This window comes from Brakhagea baltica (assembly GCF_052161605.1).
In the GTDB taxonomy this organism is placed as follows: Bacteria; Planctomycetota; Planctomycetia; order Pirellulales; family Pirellulaceae; genus JBKCUI01.
Window position 1 is genome coordinate 4,141,543 of the sequence record NZ_CP197409.1, and the last position, 21,400, is coordinate 4,162,942.

14 protein-coding genes are annotated in these 21,400 nt (G+C 50.7%); 12 read left to right on the forward strand and 2 right to left on the reverse strand.

Annotated elements, in window-relative coordinates:
• Window positions 1-4 precede the first annotated feature (4 nt).
• The 10 genes from SH449x_RS15880 (at window position 5) to SH449x_RS15925 (ending at window position 17,218) form a co-directional block, all read left to right on the forward strand.
• Complete coding sequence (locus SH449x_RS15880; RefSeq protein WP_482377054.1) at window positions 5-1,153, forward strand: DegT/DnrJ/EryC1/StrS family aminotransferase; 1,149 nt, start codon at window positions 5-7, stop codon at window positions 1,151-1,153.
• A complete protein-coding gene (locus SH449x_RS15885) occupies window positions 1,101-3,470 on the forward strand; it encodes a GumC family protein (protein WP_482377055.1) in 2,370 nt (789 codons plus the stop codon). Before SH449x_RS15880 ends, SH449x_RS15885 begins: the two co-directional genes overlap by 53 nt.
• 3 nt (window positions 3,471-3,473) lie before the next feature.
• Window positions 3,474-4,802: an O-antigen ligase family protein gene (locus tag SH449x_RS15890; protein ID WP_482377056.1), complete on the forward strand. Its 1,329-nt coding sequence runs from the start codon at window positions 3,474-3,476 to the stop codon at window positions 4,800-4,802.
• Entirely contained in the window at window positions 4,799-6,232 is a 1,434-nt protein-coding gene (locus tag SH449x_RS15895; RefSeq protein WP_482377057.1) for an oligosaccharide flippase family protein, read from the forward strand. Before SH449x_RS15890 ends, SH449x_RS15895 begins: the two co-directional genes overlap by 4 nt.
• 28 nt (window positions 6,233-6,260) lie before the next feature.
• Window positions 6,261-7,277: a glycosyltransferase family 2 protein gene (locus SH449x_RS15900; RefSeq protein WP_482377058.1), complete on the forward strand. Its 1,017-nt coding sequence runs from the start codon at window positions 6,261-6,263 to the stop codon at window positions 7,275-7,277.
• 58 nt (window positions 7,278-7,335) lie between these two features.
• Complete coding sequence (locus SH449x_RS15905; RefSeq protein ID WP_482377059.1) at window positions 7,336-8,523, forward strand: glycosyltransferase family 4 protein; 1,188 nt, start codon at window positions 7,336-7,338, stop codon at window positions 8,521-8,523.
• Window positions 8,524-8,540: 17 nt separating this feature from the next.
• On the forward strand, window positions 8,541-9,734 hold the full coding sequence (locus SH449x_RS15910) for a glycosyltransferase family 4 protein (RefSeq protein ID WP_482377060.1): 1,194 nt from the start codon (window positions 8,541-8,543) through the stop codon (window positions 9,732-9,734).
• 89 nt (window positions 9,735-9,823) lie between these two features.
• Complete coding sequence (locus SH449x_RS15915; protein ID WP_482377061.1) at window positions 9,824-12,760, forward strand: type I polyketide synthase; 2,937 nt, start codon at window positions 9,824-9,826, stop codon at window positions 12,758-12,760.
• A gap of 20 nt (window positions 12,761-12,780) precedes the next feature.
• Window positions 12,781-16,053, forward strand: coding sequence for an aminotransferase class III-fold pyridoxal phosphate-dependent enzyme (locus SH449x_RS15920; RefSeq protein WP_482377062.1), 3,273 nt, complete (start codon window positions 12,781-12,783; stop codon window positions 16,051-16,053).
• A complete protein-coding gene (locus SH449x_RS15925; RefSeq protein ID WP_482377063.1) occupies window positions 16,034-17,218 on the forward strand; it encodes a polysaccharide deacetylase family protein in 1,185 nt (394 codons plus the stop codon). The genes SH449x_RS15920 and SH449x_RS15925 overlap by 20 nt, the downstream gene beginning before the upstream one ends.
• Here SH449x_RS15925 and lysA read toward each other — a convergent pair.
• Window positions 17,133-18,422, reverse strand: coding sequence for a diaminopimelate decarboxylase (lysA, locus tag SH449x_RS15930; protein WP_482377064.1), 1,290 nt, complete (start codon window positions 18,420-18,422; stop codon window positions 17,133-17,135). The two genes, SH449x_RS15925 and lysA, sit on opposite strands and share 86 nt — an antisense overlap.
• A gap of 123 nt (window positions 18,423-18,545) precedes the next feature.
• A complete protein-coding gene (gene def / locus SH449x_RS15935) occupies window positions 18,546-19,136 on the reverse strand; it encodes a peptide deformylase (RefSeq protein ID WP_482377065.1) in 591 nt (196 codons plus the stop codon).
• Between the two features lie 147 nt (window positions 19,137-19,283).
• On the opposite strand from def, the gene SH449x_RS15940 reads away from it, so the two are divergent.
• Together SH449x_RS15940 and SH449x_RS15945 are read left to right on the forward strand one after the other, a co-directional pair.
• On the forward strand, window positions 19,284-20,411 hold the full coding sequence (locus SH449x_RS15940; protein WP_482377066.1) for a hypothetical protein: 1,128 nt from the start codon (window positions 19,284-19,286) through the stop codon (window positions 20,409-20,411).
• Window positions 20,408-21,253 (forward strand): MotA/TolQ/ExbB proton channel family protein, encoded by an 846-nt coding sequence (locus SH449x_RS15945; protein ID WP_482377067.1) that lies wholly within the window; start codon window positions 20,408-20,410, stop codon window positions 21,251-21,253. Before SH449x_RS15940 ends, SH449x_RS15945 begins: the two co-directional genes overlap by 4 nt.
• Window positions 21,254-21,400: the final 147 nt, after the last annotated feature.

Genomic DNA, 21,400 nt, shown 5'->3' on the forward strand with positions numbered 1-21,400 from the left:
CTCCATGAATTTCCAGTCCGATTCGTCACCCATTCCGCTCGTCGACCTCCAGACGCAATCGCAAATGCTCAAAGAAGAGGTTTTGCGGCGTATTGGTGATGTTATAGAAGGAGCTCGATACATTCTCGGTCGCGAAGTCCAGGAGTTTGAGGAAGCTTTTGCAGCGTATTGTGGAGTCGACCATTGCATCGGAATGGCCAATGGTACTGATGCTCTTCACATGGCAATCCGAGCCTTGGATATCGGCCCTGGAGACGAAGTCATCACAGCGGGAAATTCGTTCGCCGCCACAGCTTTTGCCATTGCGCACGCCGGGGCAGATGCAGTTTTTGTGGATATTGATGCAACGGATTTCAACATCGATGTTGGACTGATCGAACAAGCGATCACGAAGCGAACCAAGGCGATCATCCCCGTACACCTATACGGACAACCGGCCCGCATGAGTGAGATCTGCGAGTTGGCTAAGCAGTATCAATTAAAAGTTATAGAGGATTCTGCACAGGGGCATGGTGCTGAAATCGATGGACAGAGATGCGGATCGTTCGGAGATATTGCTTGTTTCAGCTTTTACCCAGGCAAGAATCTTGGAGCTTTCGGCGATGGTGGAGCGACGACCACTAAGTGTCCCGATTTGGCAGAGAAGCTGCGATTGCTGCGAAACTATGGTCAGCGAGTGAAGAATCGTCACGATATGTTGGCCTTTAACAGCAGGCTCGACACTGTTCAGGCATGCGTATTGTTGGCAAAGATGCAACACATTGAAAAATGGACCGAACAGCGTAGGGCCATAGCGGGATGGTATCGCGAGGAGTTAGATGGTCTCGAGGTGACGGTGCCTCAAGCGCATGCCAACATGAGACATGTTTATCATTTGTTTGTGATTAGGACTAAGAATAGGGATTCTTTAATTTCCTCCTTGGCGGAGAAGAATATTGCATGCGGTATCCACTATCCGAATCCGTTGTTTACGGCGCAGCCCTTTCGCAATTCGCCAACGATTCCCTTTGGGTTGCCCGTTTGTAGCCAAGTCGCCGAGGAGATCGTTTCTTTACCGATGTATCCGGAGATGACGCGCGAGCAAGTTGCTCGAGTTGCGAATGCTATCTCAGAGTTTGAATCAAGCCAGGAGCGAGAACGTGCTTTGGTCTGATCCAAACCAGGGCTCCACCGACCACATATTGTTGTCTGGTGCTCGAACCCCATTCGTGCCAAATTCGAGGTCGGGGCAAAATGTATCCAGCTTGGACCGAAATCGTACTGGCTATATAGCTTCCCTTGTAGAAATTCCATTCCTTTATAAGCGAACGCTGTTGGTTTGTTTTTTGGCGGGCGCGTTGCTGGGCTGGCTTGCGATTTTGATTTGGCCTCGCACCTATGAGTCGCAAGCTAAGATTATCGTCCGGATTGGTCGCGAGAGTGTTTCTCTCGATCCATCCGCAACGACGAGCGCAACCCTTACGCTACAGAAGACGCAGGAAGAAGATGTCGTTTCGGCGTTGGAGATTCTAGGCAGTCGGCGGGTTGCTGACACTGTGGTGGAAAAGCTAGGAACCGATGCTATCCTCGCCGGGGTATTAGCGAGCGATGGCGGGAGTGAGGGTCAATCCAGCCAAGGTCTGTTTTCTAAGGTCGCCAGAACGGGTTCTGATTTGTTGTGGACCGTATTGTCGACGACAGGTTTTAAGGATGATATCAGCTCGCATGAACTCGCTGTCATGCGTTTGCAGTCGTCCTTAACCATCCAATCGCCAAAGAAAACTGCGGTGATCGTTATCCATGCGACATCGAAGACACCTGAAATGGCCCAAGCGATCGCGAGGACCGTGACAGAGACTTTTATGGAGGAGCACCTGAAAGCGTCTAGGATCGAGGGCTCGTTTGCCTTCTTTGAAGAGAAAACCCTCGAAGCAGAAACGCGGCTTAACGAGTTGGTGGATAAACGTGCGCAGTTCATGCAGGAACGGAAGCTCGTTTCTATCGAAGCGGGGCGAGAATCGTTGCAGCAGCGTCTTTCGGCGATCGATCGGGATCTGATCGTTGCGAATGGAGATCTCGAACAAGCCAAATCGGAAATCGATGATCTCGGCACAAAGGTAACCGGTACAGACGATGAAGTCGTTGCAACGAAAGCGGCTGGCGTGGATTCTACGTGGAGTGGGATGAGGCAGAAGGTCTATGATTTAGAGCTTCAAGAACAAAACTTGTCTGCGCAACTGACGGCAGGCCACCCAAAGCTTATTCAGATTCGGGAACAATTGGCGGGGGCTAGGGAGATACTCGGGAATCTTAAGAGCGAGCGAGTTGATGAGAACAAAACTCCTAATCCGGTAAAGACTGCCCTTTATCAAGAGTTGCAACGTCAGCAAACCAAGATCGCAGGTTTGAACTCTGTGATCGAAGCGAAGATGATGCAGAAAGAAAAAATGCAGGAGCAAGTTGACAAGCTACTAGAGGACGAGCGTGCCCTTACATCCATCGACCGAGAGATTCGCACGATGGAGGCAAAGCTACGTGTCATGCGAGAAAAGCTTGAAGAGGCTAGAGTCATTGAAGGTCTGCAGGAGCAGAAGATTTCGAATCTTCACGTGTTTCAACAGGCGAGTTTAGTAGAACGAGCGATGAGTCCTAATAAGAAGCTGCTCTTGGCTGGCTTTCTCATGCTCGGGTTGGTCGCTGGGACATCTTTGTGTTTTGTCGGGCAGGCTCTTTCGTCGACATTTCGAACAACGTCCGACGTAGAGATGCGGTTGGCTCACCCGGTGGTTGCAAGTATTCCCAAGGTGAGCCGGAAAGAAGCGACTCGGAATCTAGGACAAGAAAGCGGGCGGCAAGCGTACAAGGATATCGTTAGCGAGATACTGCTATCCAGGCGAAACACGAGATCAGATCTCGGTAGGAGCGTTGGGATCATAGGGGTTGACCTCGATGTGGGAGCAAGCATCTTTGCTGCTAATCTCGCCGTTACGAGTGGGGTGGATTGTCGTTTGAAGACCGTTCTGGTCGATGCCGATTTGCGTCGCCGTGGCATCTCAAGAATGTTTGGATTGAGAGGAGCACCTGGGCTTCTCGAATTGGTGAATGGTAGTGCTTCTCATGATGAGTGTTTGCAGCGATTGAATCGGTTGCCTATCGATTTGGTCGCGTCGACTCAGTACGCTTCCGAGGAGATATGGACTAACGACACGACGGACATGGTTCAGGCTCTCAGGGTATACCAGCAGGAATGTGATATCTTGATCGTGGACTTGCCCGCTGCCAGCGAACCTGATCAAGCGGTCGCATTGGCACAGAGCTTGGACATTGTTTTTATTGTGATCGAAGCAGGCAAAACTGATAGAGTCAGCACCGAACGATTGCTTAAGCGACTGTCGGACAGCGAGGCCCAATTCATTGGGATCGTTCTCAACAAGACCCAGAGCGCTGTTCCACGCTTCATACGTAAGTTTCTTGGGCAAGGTGCGTGGTAATCTATGTCAAGTTACGCTCGCCCTTCGCTAGCGCAACGATCTCATCCGTACGGCCTCGATGCAATGGCTCATTGGTGGAGTTACTTGCTTTTTTGGGGACCGATTGGTTTGGTTGTTGCGATTGTCTTTGCCACAACGGGCGACTTGCAGTACGCAGCTAGTGGTGGAGCTGAAGTCTATGGCGAAGTCATGACGAGCAATATCGTTCGACAGATTTCGTTCTTGACGCTTGGGGGGATGGGGTGCTTTCTTCTACTGACTCCGGTAGCAAACAGGCGGATCAGTTGGTGGCTCGCTTTACCGTGTAGTGTGATGCTCTTGTATCTGTTTGCCTCGACCCTTTGGTCAGACGAGCCCACGACAACTCTGAAGCGGGCGATGCTTTGGGCCTGTATTGTTCTAGCTGGGTTTGGAATGGGAAAAGCGTGGGATTTTCGCAAGCTGTGCAACGCCATTTTTGTCATTACCAGCATCTTTTTGGTAGGTAGCGTGCTAGCAGAAGCACACTATCGAGCGATCCTAAACGGTGGTGAATATCGTTTTAGCGGAATTTTTCATCCTGGTAAGCAAGCGTTCAATTGTGGGCTTCTATTTCTGGCCAGCTTGACACTTTTTCTTCATGAGCGCAAGCGACTTTTTCTATTCATCGGAGCAATTGCTTTTGGTTTTTTAATCATGACAAAGGCCCGGACAGGCGCGGCTGCAACACTTATTGCAGGACTGTTATTGGTATGGCCTCATTTGTCTGTGAGATGGGTTGTTGCGACAGGAATACTAGGAGGTTGGCTAACTGTAGGGGCAGTATTGTTTGCAGGTATCTCGGGTCGTGGGATTGACGTGGGTGCAGTCGCTACTATGGGGCGCGATAACGAAAGTGCAGATCCAACACAACTTACGGGACGATGGCCTATTTGGAAGGAAACACTTTCGCACGTTTATCAACGCCCTCTACTCGGTTATGGATACGGGGCATTTTGGACTCCGCAGCGGTACGAAGTTTATGAGCGACGCATGGGCTGGGCACTAGCGCACTCCCATTCAGCCTACATCGAAGCGTTAATAAACGTAGGGTTGATTGGAATGTGTCTGGGCATGGGTATCGTTGCGACAGGATTCTTTGCGAGCCTATATTGGGGAGGATTTCCCGAGTATGCGCACGCACGGTTAATCTCAGCCATAATTCTACTGGCTCTCGTGAGTAGTTTCACGGAAGTTGCCTTCATTTCTGAGGGTTTTGAGTTCATCGCTTTAGTCACCTCGATCGGGTCGCTTGCATTTACAACTCCTCGGCCTAGGGTTCCAATTGCAAGAGCTCGTGAGGTATTCTCGTGAGTGATCAACGCAGCACACTTCGACGGATCGGACTAAATGCCTTCTCGGTTTTGGGTGGCGATGTATTGAACAAGGCCGGGATCTTTCTGGTTTATGCTTTGCTAGCGCGACAGGCGGGGGTATTGGAGTTTGGCCAATTGTCGCTGGGGTTACTCCTGCTATACACCTTTCACGTCTTTGCCGTAGCAGGTTTGCCGATCGCGATGACGCGCGAGGTCGCTAAACGCCCAAAATCGGCCAAACGACTACTGCATCATGGATACCTAGCGGCTTTGCTCCCAGCCGTTGTCAGCGTGGTTTTCATGATTGGACTAGCGCTTTTAATGCAATATGAACGCAATACTGTCTTGATAATCGTGCTGTTGGCGCTGGCAGTACCCGCCTATGCGCTCACTATGATCACCGAAGCGGTAATCAAAGGGCGTCAACAAATGCATTTGATTCCTTTGGGAAACCTGCCTGGTAATATCTTTTTGGTATTAGCGAGTTTCTCAGTTTTGTACGCCGGTTATTCAGTCTTGGCAGTTGCTGCGGTTGTCGTTGCCTCACGTGTGATTACCTTTGTGTTCATGCACCAGTTGTTTCTGAGAACGACACCCGCCGAGCGAACGCGCTGGAAACTGCGATACTCATGGATGCTACTCCGCAAGTCGATGATCTTCCTGGGATCGGATGGAGTGCAGGCGATCGGTGCTTCTTTGTTCGGATTGTTGTTGAGCAAGTTCGGTGGCGAAGAGGCCGTTGGTTTATTGGGGGCTTCCTTTCAGTTGTTGCAACCAATTCAAATGTTCTATAGAAGTCTTGGGCATAGTTCTTTTCCGCAGTTGGTCGTGGCTGCGCGTTCTGGACACGCCGCAGTGGGTAATTTAAGCCGAAGCATTATTGAGCTGATACTACGATTTTCTTTTCCGGCGACGATTGCTTTAGTTTGGCTAGCCGGGGACATCCTTGGCTTAGTGTACGGAAATGCTAGTTTCCGAGATGGACAGTTAGCCCTTCAGATTCTTGCATTTACGCTGTTGCTTGATCCGATGAATCCGATTCTAGGCCACGGTCTGTGGGCAATGGGACGCGATAAAACCGTGTTTCAGATTGTTGTCATCAATGTGCTCACGAATCTCATTGTTGGATTCGTATTGATAAGTCGTTTTGACCTAGTCGGAGCTGCTTGCAGCGTTCTCGTCTCCGCAACAGTAAACATGGTGCAGCATTGCCTGCAATTCACCTACAAAGTGGACCGATTGGATTTGGGTCGTATCCTGCTACGTCTAGCACCGGCTGTATTGGCATCCGTAGCATGCCTAGTGGCGTTCTCGGCGATTCCATATCTCGCGATTGTTGTCTCACTCGTTGTTTACGCTGTTATTGAGTTGCTTCGTTCAGAATTTGTGATGTCTCGCTCGCCACTCCGTCCAGACACACCCAAGTAGATCCCTGTAGAATCGATAATGCCTTAAAATGTCTTCCGAATTATCCACTCCAAAGTTGACGATTGTAATTATCGGGCGCAACGAAGAGCAGTTCATCGGCGGCTCTTCTCGTTCAGCGGTTTCGGTTCGGGATCATTTGCCCGACACCGAGGTTATTTTTGTTGACTCGGCTTCCACCGACCGAAGTATCGAGATTGCTAAAGACTATCCCATTCGCATCATCCAGTTGCGGCCTGACTGGAGATTGTGCGTTGCTGCGGGGCGTTATACGGGTTATCTGCATTCGCATGGGGAATATATCTTGTTCCTGGATGGAGATGCTGAGCTTAACGCTGAGTGGGTTGCCAAATCCGTTCGTTTTATGGATGAGAATCCGGAGTACGGCGGCGTAGCGGGGGTCTTGGACGAGGAGTATATCGATAGGGAGGGAGTGAACCATGGAGGGGCCAAGAATGTCTTTGGTCAGGATTTAAGAAAGTCTCAACAGGATTGCAAATTGCTGGGAGGAATTGCTATGTATCGGCGACAGGCAATGGAGCTCGCCGGTCCGGTGAATCCTCACCTACCTACCGCTGAGGACCATGAGCTATGCATGCGTATTCGCAACAATGGATTCAAATTGGCAAGACTATCGGGGCGAATGGCAGTCAAGTACACGGAGAAACGAGACACACTTTATGAGGTCATTCGCCGTAGCCGTACCAAGATGTTTGACTATGGCGCAGTGATTCGGTACAGCGCTTTATACGGAAGTGGTATCCAGTTCTGCTTTGACGCAATTCCGTATATCGTTACTTTTTCCATAACTTGTGGATTGCTATTGATCGTATTTCCTGTTGCGATGTATTTGGGATATGGATGGCTTGTGGTTGCGATCATGGCAATTCTTTTTCTTGCGATTGCAGTTAAGAAACGCAGTATACGATTAGCAGTGTTGTCTGTTCTTGTACGCAGTGTCTCGACATGGCGAACGATTCTTTCGTTTGTACGAACAAAGACGCAATCGATCGAATCATACCCTACGAACGTCATTCATATTCGCTGAGTTCAACGAAAGCCGGAAGATATGAATTCATTTTGTAGATGGGGGAGTTGTGGCATTGGTGGATAAAAGCAATGCAATGCACCTAGGTGTTATTGCCTCATTAAAACACGGCTTTGAGCACTTCGTGCATCGAGAGCTTTCGTTTTTGGAACAACGAGGCGCTAAGATAAGCGTCTTCCCGACCAAGAACGCTCCGGGACTTTATGGCCCCAGAGAATCATGGAATATATATCCGTGGACGCTGCTGTCGGTCGTGGTTGCCCAGATTGTAATGCTTCTAGTCAAACCAAAATTATACCTCGGTTTAGCTCGGGAGGCATTTCGGTATCGTGCGTTGGCCGATTTCGCCTTGGGGGTCGCATTTGCTAGACGTATGCAGGAGATCGACCTTGTATATGCCACGTTTGGAGATCGCAAGTTATTCATCGGATACTTCTGCAAACGGATCCTCAATAAACCACTGTATTGCACCATTCATGCTTATGAAATCTATGACAATCCCAATCCTACTTTATTTGTCCATGCCCTAAACAACTGCGACCGAATCACAACAGTGACCGAATATAATCGTGAACAACTGAAACAAAGGTTTGGTGTTTTGCCAGAACGTGTCGAAGTCGTCCGGTTGTCGATCGATCTTGAGCAATACCAGCCAGCCAACAAGTTTGTCGTACTGATCGTTGGCTATTTTGCTCAAAAGAAAGGGCATCGAATACTTCTCGAAGCACTCAAGTACTTGAATCATCCAGATTTCGAGGTTTGGGTCGTTGGACAGGGGCGTCAAAGCCCGGATGTTGTCGATGTTCGAGGCATCGCTAAGGAGCTTGGGATTGAAGATCGGATTGCTTTTTTCGGCGGTTTGTCGGGAACTGCTTTGCGTGCGGTTTATCACGCATGCGACGTGTTTTGTTTACCCAGTCATGTTGATGAGTTTGGAGATTCTGAGGGATTCCCTACCGTAATTGTTGAGGCCATGGCGTGTGGCAAGCCTGTCGTGAGTACAAAACATGTCGAGATTCCAGCAATCGTAGAACGAATCTTGGTCGACGAAAAGGATGTGATAGGCCTTGCTAATGCACTCCTGGAGGTTTATCACTCGCAAACGCTTCGTGCTGAGATGGGAACGCGGAATCGCGAATTGGCTCTAACACATTTTTCTTGCGAGAACGTGGAACGCACCGCTGCAATGATGTGGGAGTTGATCAACCATCAGGCTTCTGTTGAATCCGCAGAGGTGGAATCTTGAAGCCAAAGCGAATCTTAATGCTACTCGAGAACGAGAGTGTTCCCGACGACAATCGTGTGCTATTGGAAGCGGAATCGCTTGTGAACGCTGGGTACTCCGTGACGGTCATCTGTCCGACAGGCGAATCCAGAAAGTGGTCGGAGAAGATTGGTGGCTTTCACGCCTACCGCTATCCCAAGCCCCTCGAGTTGGATGGTATCTTGGGATTTGCCTTGGAGTATGGATACAGCCTGGTCATGATGTTCGTTTATTCATGGTATGTGTTGCTTCGTCGCGGTTTTGACGTGATCCATGTTCATACGCCGCCAGATCTTACATCAGTCATTGCCATCTTTTATCAGTTCTTCGGGAAGAAGTTTGTCTTTGACCTACACGATTTATCGCCAGAGCTTTATCTTGCCAGAAGTGCCAAGGAGAGCCCCAATTTCGTGTATCGCTTGCTTAGGTACTTTGAACGATTAGCATGCTCGAAGGCCGATCGACTGATTGCTACAAACGAGACACAGAGGTCTGTTCAAATCGATCGTTGCGGCGCGAACCCAGCACATTGTTACGTTGTGCGAAATGGTCCCAATGCGTTCTTTTTGAATCCGGTTACACCGGTGCCAGAATTGCGAGCTGATGGAAGACTCGTTCTGGGGTATGTTGGAGTCATTGGGATTCAGGATGGGGTCGACTATTTTATTCGAACACTTTACGAGCTAAAGAACTCTCATGCTCGAGATGACTTTCGTGCCGTCATCGTAGGAAATGGACCTGCTATGACCGATCTAAAGAGACTTGCTAAGAAGCTTGGCGTATTTGATATCATCCACTTCTCGGGAATGATTCCGTTCCCCTCAGTCCCTGCATATATCGCCTCGTTTGATATCTGTTTTACCCCCGATCCCAGCAATCCGTACAACGATAGCTGCACAACCATAAAGACCATGGAATACATGGCTTTGCGTAAACCTACGGTTTGTTTTCGAACGCGAGAGAATGAGTTAACCGCTGGGGATTCAGCAGTCTATGCCGACAACAACGATATCGCTGACTACGCGCGTGCCACTGTGAAGTTGATGGATGATCCGGAGCTCCGACAAAGATTGGGACAGATCGGTCGTGACCGAGTCGACAACGGCCTGACTTGGGAGCATCAATCGGTTCAGTTACTCAAACTTTATTCCGACCTTTTTGGCGACGATAAGCCACGTCATGGATTAGAGTAGCGAGCTGAACCGTGTGCCAGACCGTAATTATTGTAGATCCAAATGGATAGGCTGTTTGCCTGCAACTTTTTGTAATTAGAATCGATACTATGAGTTCGAATTGCCAGTTTTTTGATGGAGCCACACATCACGGTATCGCCGTAATCGGCTTGGCTGGACGTTTTCCGGGAGCCGAGAGTGCCGAGCATTTTTGGCACAACCTGGTCGCTGGGCTGAGTGGCGTGACGGATGTCCCAAAGAGGAATCGACAAAGTTCCTTACCCGGTCAGCCAAACTACGTCAGCAAATCTGCTGTTGTTAAGAATGGGGACTGGTTTGATGCGAAGTTTTTTGGAATTTACCCCAAGCAGGCAATCGATCTGGATCCTCAACATCGTTTGTTTCTAGAGATTTGTTGGCACGCGATGGAGAACGCCGGCTATATTCCGGACGACGCACCGGGACGAGTGGGGGTGTTCGCAGGGTGTCACATGAATACCTACATATTCACGAGGCTTGCGGCGGACCCTGAGTTTCGTCAAGCTCTTGCAGATTGCTTTCCTGGAGGTGGACTGAACGCTGAGATCTCAAATGATAAGGATTACCTTGCTACCAGAGTTGCATACCAACTAAATCTGCGTGGCCCTTCGGTCGCAGTTCAGACGGCGTGCTCGACTTCGTTGGTCGCCATCGCGCAAGCCTGCGAGAGCTTGCATGCAGGATCATGCGATATGGCTCTTGCGGGTGGGGTAACCGTTACGTTTCCTCAAGAGCAAGGATATCTTCACACAGAAGATTCGATCCTATCCCCGGATGGTACATGCCGGACGTTTGATGCTGATGCCAAGGGGACGATTTTTGGCGATGGGGTAGGAGCTGTCGTGCTAAAGCGACTCTCGGACGCAATCGCTGATGGTGATGATATCTACGCATTCATCAAGGGCTGGGGGGTGAATAACGATGGCGGTGATAAGAATGGCTACACAGCACCCAGTGTCTCGGGGCAATCTGGTGCGATTCGATTAGCTCATCAACGAGCAGGAATCACGGCCGATTCGATTAGCTATGTGGAAGCTCACGGCACAGGAACATTGGTTGGTGATCCGATTGAGGTTCAAGCCCTCACAGAAGCTTTTCGCGAGACTACGGAAAAATCCCAATACTGCCGCCTAGGTTCACTTAAGACCAATGTCGGGCATCTGGATGTCGCTGCGGGAGTTGCAAGTTTGATCAAGACCTGCTTTTCCTTAAAGAATCAACTCATTCCACCCATCCTGCATTTCCGTGGCCCCAATCCAAGAATCGATTTTGCGAACAGTCCGTTTATAGTGAATACGGAGTTGACACCATGGCAAACGGATTCTCTCCCTCGCAGAGCAGGGGTTAGTTCCTTTGGTGTGGGTGGCACGAACGCGCATCTTGTGGTGGAGGAAGCACCAGTCTTTAGCAGTCCGATATCAACACGTTCGAGCCATATCATCCGGTTGTCCGCGCAATCACAAAAAGCCGTGGATGAGATGACAGAGGATTTGGCTCGGCATCTAGAAAGTAACCCAAACCTGAATCTGGCGGATGTGAGTTACACGCTCCTTACTGGCCGCAAAACTTTTCGATACAAACGGAGTCTCGTGGCATCGAGTCTCGAAGAAGCCATTTCGTTGTTGCGAGATCGCAATTCGGCTCGGACCGTACAGTCACAGACGAGAGATTCGAATCCGAAAGTCGTGATGATGTTCCCGGGGCAAGGCTCTCAGCACTTGAATATGGCCCGAGAGCTTTATCGGTTAGAGCCTGTGTTCGCTGCTAACATGAATCGTTGCGCAGAAGCACTCCAAAAGCATCTTGGAGTCAACTTGCTTGACGTTGTCTATAGTTCAGAAGCGGGCGGTGAGTGTCTGGATCAAACCGAGATTGCACAGCCAGCATTGTTCATGGTGTCGTACTCTCTCGCGAGTTGGTGGCAATCACTCGGAGTCGAGCCAGACGTATTGATTGGTCATAGTGTAGGCGAGTTCGCGGCCGCGGCCGTCTCTAGGGTTATGTCGTTGGAGGATGCTGCAAAACTAGTTGCCTTGCGAGGTCGGTTGATGCAGTCTCTTCCCTCCGGTTCGATGTTGTCAGTACAATTGAACGAGTCTCAATTGCGCAAGTTTCTTCCCGCATCTCTGGAAATCGCCGCGATCAACGGACCTCAATTCTGCGTTGTCTCAGGACCGACCGAAGGTGTAGATATTTTTGCGAACGATCTAGAAAACGGAAGATACGGGGAGGATATTCCCTCGCGTCGCCTGAGAACATCCCACGCATTTCATTCTCGCATGATGGATCCCGCGATCGATGAGTTTGAGCGGGCCGTGCGAGCAATCAATCTGACTGCTCCTCAGATCCCAATCGTATCTTCCGTAACGGCAAGGGCCATGGACGACTCGACCGCTACCGATCCGGTCTATTGGGCTCGCCAAATTCGTGAACCTGTTCGATTTTCGGATGGAGTTTTTTCAATTTTGGACAACAATAAGGAGGTTCTGATTCTGTTGGAGGTCGGTCCTAATCAGGCGCTCAGCACGCTGGCTCGACAGCAGACGCTCGACGCAGCACGCCACAATATCGTTTCCTCACTCCCCCAAGCCAAGCAAATTGGGTCTGACGAGATGTTCGCTAAAAGTTCGTTAAGTCGACTTTGGCACTTCGGGGTGAAGATAAACTGGCGCGAAGTCTATAGCGGGGAGCAAAGACGACGCGTCCACCTGCCCACGTACCGTTTCCAACGAGAACGCTACACATTCCAGGGTGAACCTGGATTAAGCCAAGAGAGAGAGGCTATTCCAGCAAGTATTCAGAAAACGGAATCGCTAGATATAAATTCCTCTCCACCGATCGAGAGCCAGAAACCGCTTCTAAATACGAGCGGGCCACAGCACTCTCCGGTACAAAGTGGGAATCAAACAAGTTTCCTACCCCCAAATCACTTGATTCAACAGCAGATGGAGTTGATGAGCCGCCAGATCGCTCTCCTGCAAAAAGCTAGATCCCTCCCAAGGGACTAATCCAACTCTCAATTCGAAATATGAACCGGCAGAACCCTATTTACTCAAAAATTGAATCTGAGCTATCCGAACTTCTTCGACAGAGGACGGGGTACGATCTACAAAACCTAGATCGTGACGCAACCTTTCTGGAACTCGGGTTCGATTCGTTGTTCTTGATCCAATTTAGTCAAGAACTTCGGCAACGTTTCGGCGTAAAGGTAACTTTCCGGCAGCTTATCGAGGAAGTAACCAGCGTCGATAAGTTACTTGACCAAATCGTTAGCCTGCTTCCCCCTGCGCCGGTGACTCCGATCGCTTCTACCCCAGTCCCACCAAAGCCACCATCTCCCCCCTCGAACGCAGCGACAACTGAAGCGCAAGAGACTATGGCTAAGCCATCGGTCGCGAGTGTGCCGCCCAGCATCCAGGCAGTTCCGGTGACTGCCCCCGCGACATCCGTCTTATCGTCCCAGCCTGCATCGACTTCCATGCAAAACGTTGCGCCGATGCAGGTCTCGATGCCGGTCGCTATGCCAGTTCCTGTTGTTCCCATGAATGGGACAGTCAGCGGAATCGAGCAAATCATTCTCCAGCAAAACGCCCTGATGATGCAGCATTTGTCACTGCTGAGTAATCAGCCAATGGCCTACGCTGTCCCAACCCTCGCACCTCAGATGGTCCCCGCAGTCCCCGCGACCTGCGACGATGTTTTGTGCCAAGACAAGCATACTCCCTGCCAGCAATCAGCAGCATTTGCGATGACTCAGCCCGCGTCGACAGCCGCGAGTGCTTTGTCAACGCGAGCTCCAACCGCTCCGGCAAGAATCGCCTCGCCAAGTGCTCCCGCTGTTTCTACAGACTCGGCTCCCACAGTCACCAAACACGAGCGCTTCGGTCCCTACAAACCTGTCCGACGCGGCCCTGGTAATAGCCTTACCGATCAGCAAAAGACGCATCTTTCGCACTTCATGGATCGGTACGTCAAACGAACGACCAAGTCACGGGCTCTCGCGGAAGCCAATCGAAGTCACTTTGCAGATCCTCGCGGAGTGGCGGGCTACCGAAGAATCTGGAAATCGATGGTTTATCAGATCGCGGTCGAAAAATCCAAAGGCTCAAAGCTTTGGGATATCGATGGGAATGAATATGTCGACATTGCGATGGGATTCGGATTGAATCTGTTTGGACAATCGCCAGACTTCCTGACAAAGGCGTTTCATGAGCAGCTCGATCGAGGCGTGGAGGTTGGCCCCCAGAGCCCCATCGCTGGCGAGGTAGCCAAGTTGCTGTGCGAGTTCGCTAGAAAGGATCGCGCAACATTTTGCTGCACCGGATCAGAAGCCGTTATGGCAGCTCTGAGATTGTCTCGGACCGTTACCGGAAAGTCCAAGTTTGTCTTCTTCAATAAGGACTATCACGGCAACTTTGACCAAGTACTCGTGCGATCCAATTTAGTTGGCACAAAGAGGGTGACATCTCCAGCTGCCCCCGGTGTGCCTCAGTCGTTCGCCGATAATGCGATCGTACTTGACTATGGAACCCAAGAAGCGCTCGATGTCATCCGAGAGCGAGCGGATGAAATTGCAGCAGTGTTGATCGAACCAGTTCAAAGTGCCAATCCCTTTTTGCAACCCAAAGAATTCTTGCACGAGATCCGGCAAATCACGCGAGATAAAAACATCGCCATGATCATGGATGAAGTGATCACTGGTTTTAGAGCCGCTCAAGGTGGTGCACAGGAATGGTTTGGAGTGTGGGCCGACATGTCGACCTATGGAAAGATCCTCGGTGGCGGGTTGCCTATCGGTGCTTTGGCCGGTACTCGAGAGTATATGGATGCACTCGACGGTGGCATGTGGAAGTATGAGGACGACTCAGAACCCGAGGCTGACATGACTTTCTTTGCAGGAACCTTTGTAAGACATCCTCTTGCGATCGTCGCGGCCCACCAGGTTCTTCTAAAAGTCAAGGAAGAAGGTCCAGAGCTTCAACGCCGATTGACCGACCGAACCACCTATCTGGTAGAAACTCTAAACGCGTTTTTCGAACAAGAGCAGTTCCCCATTCGTGTTGCGCAGTTTGCTTCGCAGTTCCGATTTATGTTTCCAGCAGATCTCGAATACGCCGATATGTTGTACTTCCACATGCTGGATCGTGGTATTTTCACACGTGGATGGGGTGATAATTGCTTCTTGTCGACAGCTCACTCCGATGAAGACGTTGAGAAGGTAATTCGCGGAGTACAAGAGAGTTGCCTGGAGATCCGACGGGGTGGGTTCTTTCCCGATGCTGTCGGGCCAACCGAGGTTATGCTCGCCGAAAAAAAAAACTCACCGACCCACGTTAGTTCGCAACCAAATGCTCCGGTAGCCAATCAATTGATGCATGCGGTGCAGGCCGAGAGCTACACGGTCTCCAACCTAGTGGAGATTCAGCCCGAAGGGTCGAGAACTCCACTTTTTTGTACTCCCGCAGCCGATGGATTAACGCTTGTTTACCACGAGCTGTCAGATCATCTGGGAGAGGACCAGCCAGTATACGGACTGAATTCCCCAGGAGTGCTAGGCCTACCGATTCCGGACACCCTTGAGGAGTTGGCCGCGAATATGATTCGCGAGATGCGCGAGGTGCAACCCAAAGGTCCTTACTTGCTCGCCGGCTATTGCTCAGGAGGAACGACAGCGCTCGAGATCGCCCGTCAGCTGGTTAATGAGGGAGAGCAAGTAGCTATGCTTGCTATGATCGAAACGTACAACTGGCTAACCGCTCCCTCAACGAATCCAAGCTTCCTAACCAAGGTAAGCTATGAGCGGCAACGGATCGAGTTTCACGTTCGGAATTTCCTGTTGCTGGACTGGGCGAACAAGAAGGAGTTTCTGGCTTCCAAATGGAGTACCGCGAGAAGGCGAGTGAAAGTCTGGCGAGATTCCATGTCCAATCTTTTCGCAAAGAACAAGACTCGTAGACCAGCGGCTTTGGTGAACATGGCTGATATCTGGCTAAAGCATGATCAAATCGCCGAGAAGTATGTTCCAAGGTTCTATCCGGGCCGCCTGATTCATTTTCGGCCTCAACGTGACTACAAATGTCACTTGGGAACAGAAGTGGAAGGACGTGAAGTCGAGTACTATCGTATGAAGTCTTATCCAGCTGGGATCATGGTGAAGCCGTTTGTTGCAGAGCTTGCGACATGCATAAGCCGCGAAATAGATCGAGGTTTAGCGGAAGCAGCGTCCAGAACTGCCGTCTCCATCGTGTCGCAACCACGAGAGGCCGTCGAACAAATCGAATATGAACCACAGTACAGTTAGGCGTGCCGAGTCACAGGAATTAGACGAACTTGCCACACGGTTTGCCTTTGACGGTGAACTGGGGCGGATGATGCGAGATTTCTTCTTGCGCGATATGGCCCATGCCAAGCTTTCGGCAAAATTCAAACTCTACTACCGATTGCGTCCCTTTATTCCGGTACCCTTGCGTCAACTACTGCAGAGGGAACGCAATCAAAGAATTGAAGCACCAGATGGGTGGTATTTACCGACTGAATTCGTAGAGGCGTTTCGAGCAACGATCGAAAATGGGAATCAGCGATATGCCATTCATCCTTGGCCAGACGATTATCACTTTGCGGTCGTCCTGACTCATGATGTCGAAACGAAATACGGAGTCGAACTAGTTGATCGGTTGGCTGCGCTCGAAGAGAAGTACGGGATGAGATCGGCGTGGAATTTTGTGCCTTACAAGTATGATATCGATCCAGGACTGATCCGGGATTTGCAAGCTCGCGGGCATGAGATTGGCGTTCATGGTTACAATCACGATGGAAGATTATTTGAGTCGCGTCGAACATTTGATCGTCGGACGAAACCCATCAACGATGCATTGCGACGATTTGAGAGCGTGGGATTTCGAGCACCCATGGTCCATCGCAATCTAAAATGGTTGCAGGCATTAGAGATTGCTTACGACTGTTCTTGCTTCGACATCGATCCCTTTCAGGCGATGCCAGGCGGTGTAGGAAGCGTGTGGCCATTTATAGTCGGCAAGTTCGTTGAGCTACCTTACACCCTGCCACAAGATCACACTTTACTTATCTCGTTAGGTGAGACGACTGCACGCGTTTGGATAGATAAGCTATCTTGTTTGAAATCGCTGTCGGGTATGGCTATGTTGATTACTCACCCCGATTATCTCGATGTCCCAGAACGACTCCGTGTTTATGAATCGTTTCTTCAGCATCTGCAAGAACAAGCAAACTGTTGGCTTGCTTTGCCAAGTGATATCGTTAGATGGTGGCGGACGCGTGATCTTCTTCACCTACGGTATGAAGAAGATCGGCCGGTCATACAGGGTGAGCTATCCGCCAGAGCAAAGTTGCTAGACTTGCGTTCTATACCAAGCATTCCATCTCGCATGCCACCAGATCTTCATAGGTCTCGCGGCGCCGAATCAGACGATGCGATGAGCCAGAGATGAGCACCTCAGCGGCGCGACACCGAGCGTTATAGTTTGATGACATGGTCATACCGTAAGCACCCGCGCTGAAGATTGTCATGAGTTCGCCCGCTTTCATTTCAGGTAGGTTTCTAGCCTTCGCCAAGAAGTCACCTGATTCACAAACTGGTCCAACGACGTCCTGTACCAATGTTCCGGCGATGTCTGCTTCGAAGTCATCGGGGCACTCGGGAACCGAACTAGACGGGGCGACCGGCCAAATCCGATGAAAGGAATCGTAAAGAGTCGGGCGAATCAAATCGTTCATCGCGGCATCTTGAATGATATATCGTTTGCCACCTGTTTCTTTGTTGTACAAAACCTTTGATACTAAAATGCCCGCGTTGCCGACAATGAATCGCCCCGGTTCGAGAACGAGTTGGCATCCCGTTTCCTTTATCGTAGGGATGATAACCTTGGCAAACTCAGCAGCGGCGAGAGCTTCTTGTTTGCGGTAATGTATCCCAAAGCCGCCACCCATGTTGAGGACGGAGACTTTATGTCCTTGGGATCTGAGTTCCGAGATGAGCCGAACAGCTTTCTCGCAGCCTTGTCGGTATGGTTCGGTACTGAGAATTGGCGAACCTAAATGCATGTGCAGACCAGCAACGCACAAATGGTTGTGACCAACGACTCCTTTGGCAACATCCAGGACGGTTTCTATATCCAGTCCGAACTTGACTCCCTTCACCGAGGTGTCTGTTTTGACGTGCGTTTTCGGGGGTAAGTCGGGGTTAACGCGGAGGGCGACATTGGCGACGACTCCGAGTCTTTCTGCAACGCGACCGATCGCATGCAACTCTTCTTCGCTTTCTACATCAAAGAGGTAGACATTGTTCTTGAGGGCAAATTCAATCTCGCGATCGGTTTTACCAACGCCAGCGAATACAATCTTCGATTGTGCATTTCCTGCTTTGATCGCACGGTAGAACTCTCCACCAGAAGTAACGTCAAAACCCGCTCCATGGTCCGCCATCAGCTTGGCGATGCTCAAGTTCCCATTGGCTTTGACGCTGTAACAAATGATGGGGTTAACCTCGGCGAACGCGGTTTGCAGTTCCTTTAAGTGTCGTAGCAGAGTCGCCTCACTGTAGACGTAGACAGGGGTCCCGTAGGTTTCGGCGATCTCAGCAACCGAGACATCTTCACAAAACAGGTTTCGATTCCGATAGGCAAAATGGTCCATGATAATCTTAAAAGCGGGAAGGGAATTTCGGTGTCATTGTAGCACCATTCCAAGATCTGCCATCTTGCATTGGTGCGGTCATCAGTGTTGCTTGACGTTGACGGTGGTTTGTGAAAACTGTCGTTAACAGTATTTCTTTTCCCAGGTGCTAATCTCTTCTGCGAGTTTATCGTCGCTGGGGATGGAGCCCTCGCTACGGCCCTCGTCAAATCGTCGCGAGAGTTTTGAGAGATCATCTTGAAGGGGCCGTTGTCCCTCTTCGGTAAGGCGGTCGATGAACAAGACACCATCGAGGTGGTCGAGTTCGTGTTGTATGATTCTCGCCAAGAAGCCATCGACGACCCCTGCGATTTCGTTTCCCTGGAGATCGTAGGCATTAACCTCGAGGGATTTGCTTCGAATAATGTTGGCATTGATTCCGGGGAGAGACAAGCAGCCCTCTTCGGCCTCGACCGTCCCTTTTGGCTTGTTGACCACGGGGTTGATGAAGACCATTTCTTGCTCTTTTTCCTTGCGATCTCCCGACGGGTTCGCGACAAACAATCGAATAGGCAAGGCAACTTGATTGGCGGCGAGCCCAACGCCTCGAAAATCGTACATGATCTCGAACATTTGGTTGACCAAATCATGCAATTCCGCATCGACTCGGACGATCGGTTTGGATTTATGCCTAAGCACGGGATGAGGAAATGATACGAGCTGCAGTTTTGCCATGGGGAGTATCGAATTACCGGCGAATGGGTTAGTCTAGGGTTTAGGAATGGATGGCAGAATGGGTCAGGATTTTTCGCCAGCGTCCTAGGTGTCGTCACTGTGTCGTATTGTTTTCTAGTTTGGTCGTTGCGTAAACCGAGGATGAGCTTGGTTTCTTCAATCTTTTTTCCGTTGTGGTTCCTGGCCATCTGCCTTGTTTTGGTAGCTTGGACGACCAATCGGGCCGCGTCTCAGGAACAAACACCTGGCAGAGCAATTGCCGACGGGGCAAAAGCACCCGAGGCTACGGCGACCTATCGCAAAGCGTTGGAAACCTTCGGTGGACCGGCGGTCTTTCAATTTGCCACCAGGGAACGGACCGATTTAGGAGTCTGGGCCATTTTTCCAGCCATCGAAGACGAGGGAATTGTTCTCGACTGGAACGACGAGAAAATCACGATACTTCGAGCCAACGCTGACGAACCGACATCGATCATCACAAGGTATGTGTTGCGAATCTCGCACAAGTTTCGCTACCCAGAGGTGGCAGATTTGCAGTCTGATTTTCTGGCGGGGCGGTTCCAGGAGGTGCTGGCTGCGGCTCCAAAAGTGGTCGGCTCGAGGGCCGAAGGGGTAAAGCTAGCCCGGTGGGAGCAGAAGTTGATTCTGGCGATGCTAGTGGAAAGCTGCAAATCGCTGGAGCGATGGGAAACGGCTTGCACTCTCTTTCTTTCGCTAGCTAAAGAGTCGCCACCCGATTTGCTTGCAGCGACCATTCCATTGCCGTGGTTTGACAGTGTGGCGGAGGTACGGGATCGAGATCGAATCAGGACCAACGCAGCCAACTGGCTCGGCGATCAGAATGAACTGGTTCAACTGTTAGGAGCGAGTTGGCTGCTGGACGGAGAGTTGCGTGGAGAGGCAATCGCGGCATTGAGGAGACTGAGTCGAGATTCTAAGCATGCTTTGGTCAAGCAGTATGCTACCGCGCAGCTTTGGCGTACCGTGCCTCCCACTGTATTTGTGGAACGCCAGTTGGAAGAGTCTCGCAGGTTGCGCGACGCCATCTTTTTACCGGCTCAAGCCGGCCCATCCTTGCTCATTGCCGAACGTTGTAGCAAGGGGAACGCATCGGATTTGGCGCTGCAAGAATGGTTACGGGTGGTTACGATTCACTCCGAGCAAAGCTCTTTAGCAAATCGAGCCCGCAAGTCAGCGATCGATCTGCTGCGGAGCAGGAATCAGGAAGACATGGTTCGCCAGATCGAAACGCTTGCACGGAAGACTGTGGAATGAACACCGAAGTAGACTCACAAGTTGAAGCAAGGCCGTTTCGATTTCGTCGACGGACAGATGTTCTGGGGTTGGTACGGCTTGCGGTGATGCTCGTCGTTAGCTTGGGGCTAACGACCATGTTGGTTGCTCAAGGTCCAACGTTGGCCGGTGATGCGGATACGACACAGGCTTCCGAATCCGTTTGGGGAGTCATCTTTAGCGGTGGTGTGTTGGGGCTGCTGATCATGAGTACGTTGATCATTTTGTCGGTCCTGGCGGCATATTTGGTTTTTGATCAGGCTATGGGGCTTCGTAAAGCAGACTTGGTCCCGAGCGATTTGGTCGAGAGCGTTCGAACCCTTCTAGCCCAGGGAAAGCTAAAGGAAGCCGACCAAGTCTGTCGCGAGCGTCCGTGCCCGCTGTCTTTTGTGATTGTCAGTGGAATTGCGGAAGTCGAATTTGGTTGGCCGGCTGTTGAGAAGGCGTTGGAGGATTCGGCGGCCGAACAAGCAGCCCGTTTGTATCGCAAGCTCGAGTATTTATCGGTGATCGGGAATTTGGCACCCATGCTTGGCTTGCTCGGAACGGTTTCGGGGATGATTCTTGCCTTTCGCGAGGTCGCCATTTCGGCAGGTTCGGCTGGCGCAGCCGATTTAGCGTCGGGGATCTATTCCGCGTTGGTCACGACCGTTGCTGGTTTGATAATCGCGATTCCCTCTTTAGGAGCATTCGCAATTTTCCGCAACAAGATTGACGAGCTCATGTCTGAGATTGCCTATTCTGCGCAGCATGCCTTTGGGGCGGTTAGGCGGCGGATACCTGGTGCAGCATCTAGGCCTGCTCAGCCTCCGCGTCAACCGTAAGCGGCCCAGCCAATAACCGAGAAACCTTTCCCCGCCTACCAAACGTATTGTGCTAGGGGGGTATGAGGAACCCTGAAAGATTAGTACTAAGGTTTAACGGTTGCGGAAAATGGCCGTCAAATAAATTGCAAAAATGATTTGACTAGC

What these genes read in the sequence shown, in the direction of transcription:
- SH449x_RS15880 (WP_482377054.1), top strand. Translation starts at nt 5, where the DNA reads ATGAATTTCCAGTCCGATTCGTCACCCATTCCGCTCGTCGACCTCCAG.
- SH449x_RS15885 (WP_482377055.1), top strand. Translation starts at nt 1,101, where the DNA reads ATGCTATCTCAGAGTTTGAATCAAGCCAGGAGCGAGAACGTGCTTTGG.
- SH449x_RS15890 (WP_482377056.1), top strand. Translation starts at nt 3,474, where the DNA reads ATGTCAAGTTACGCTCGCCCTTCGCTAGCGCAACGATCTCATCCGTAC.
- SH449x_RS15900 (WP_482377058.1), top strand. Translation starts at nt 6,261, where the DNA reads ATGTCTTCCGAATTATCCACTCCAAAGTTGACGATTGTAATTATCGGG.
- SH449x_RS15910 (WP_482377060.1), top strand. Translation starts at nt 8,541, where the DNA reads ATGCTACTCGAGAACGAGAGTGTTCCCGACGACAATCGTGTGCTATTG.
- SH449x_RS15915 (WP_482377061.1), top strand. Translation starts at nt 9,824, where the DNA reads ATGAGTTCGAATTGCCAGTTTTTTGATGGAGCCACACATCACGGTATC.
- SH449x_RS15920 (WP_482377062.1), top strand. Translation starts at nt 12,781, where the DNA reads ATGAACCGGCAGAACCCTATTTACTCAAAAATTGAATCTGAGCTATCC.
- SH449x_RS15925 (WP_482377063.1), top strand. Translation starts at nt 16,034, where the DNA reads ATGAACCACAGTACAGTTAGGCGTGCCGAGTCACAGGAATTAGACGAA.
- lysA (WP_482377064.1), bottom strand. Translation starts at nt 18,422, where the DNA reads ATGGACCATTTTGCCTATCGGAATCGAAACCTGTTTTGTGAAGATGTC.
- def (WP_482377065.1), bottom strand. Translation starts at nt 19,136, where the DNA reads ATGGCAAAACTGCAGCTCGTATCATTTCCTCATCCCGTGCTTAGGCAT.
- SH449x_RS15945 (WP_482377067.1), top strand. Translation starts at nt 20,408, where the DNA reads ATGAACACCGAAGTAGACTCACAAGTTGAAGCAAGGCCGTTTCGATTT.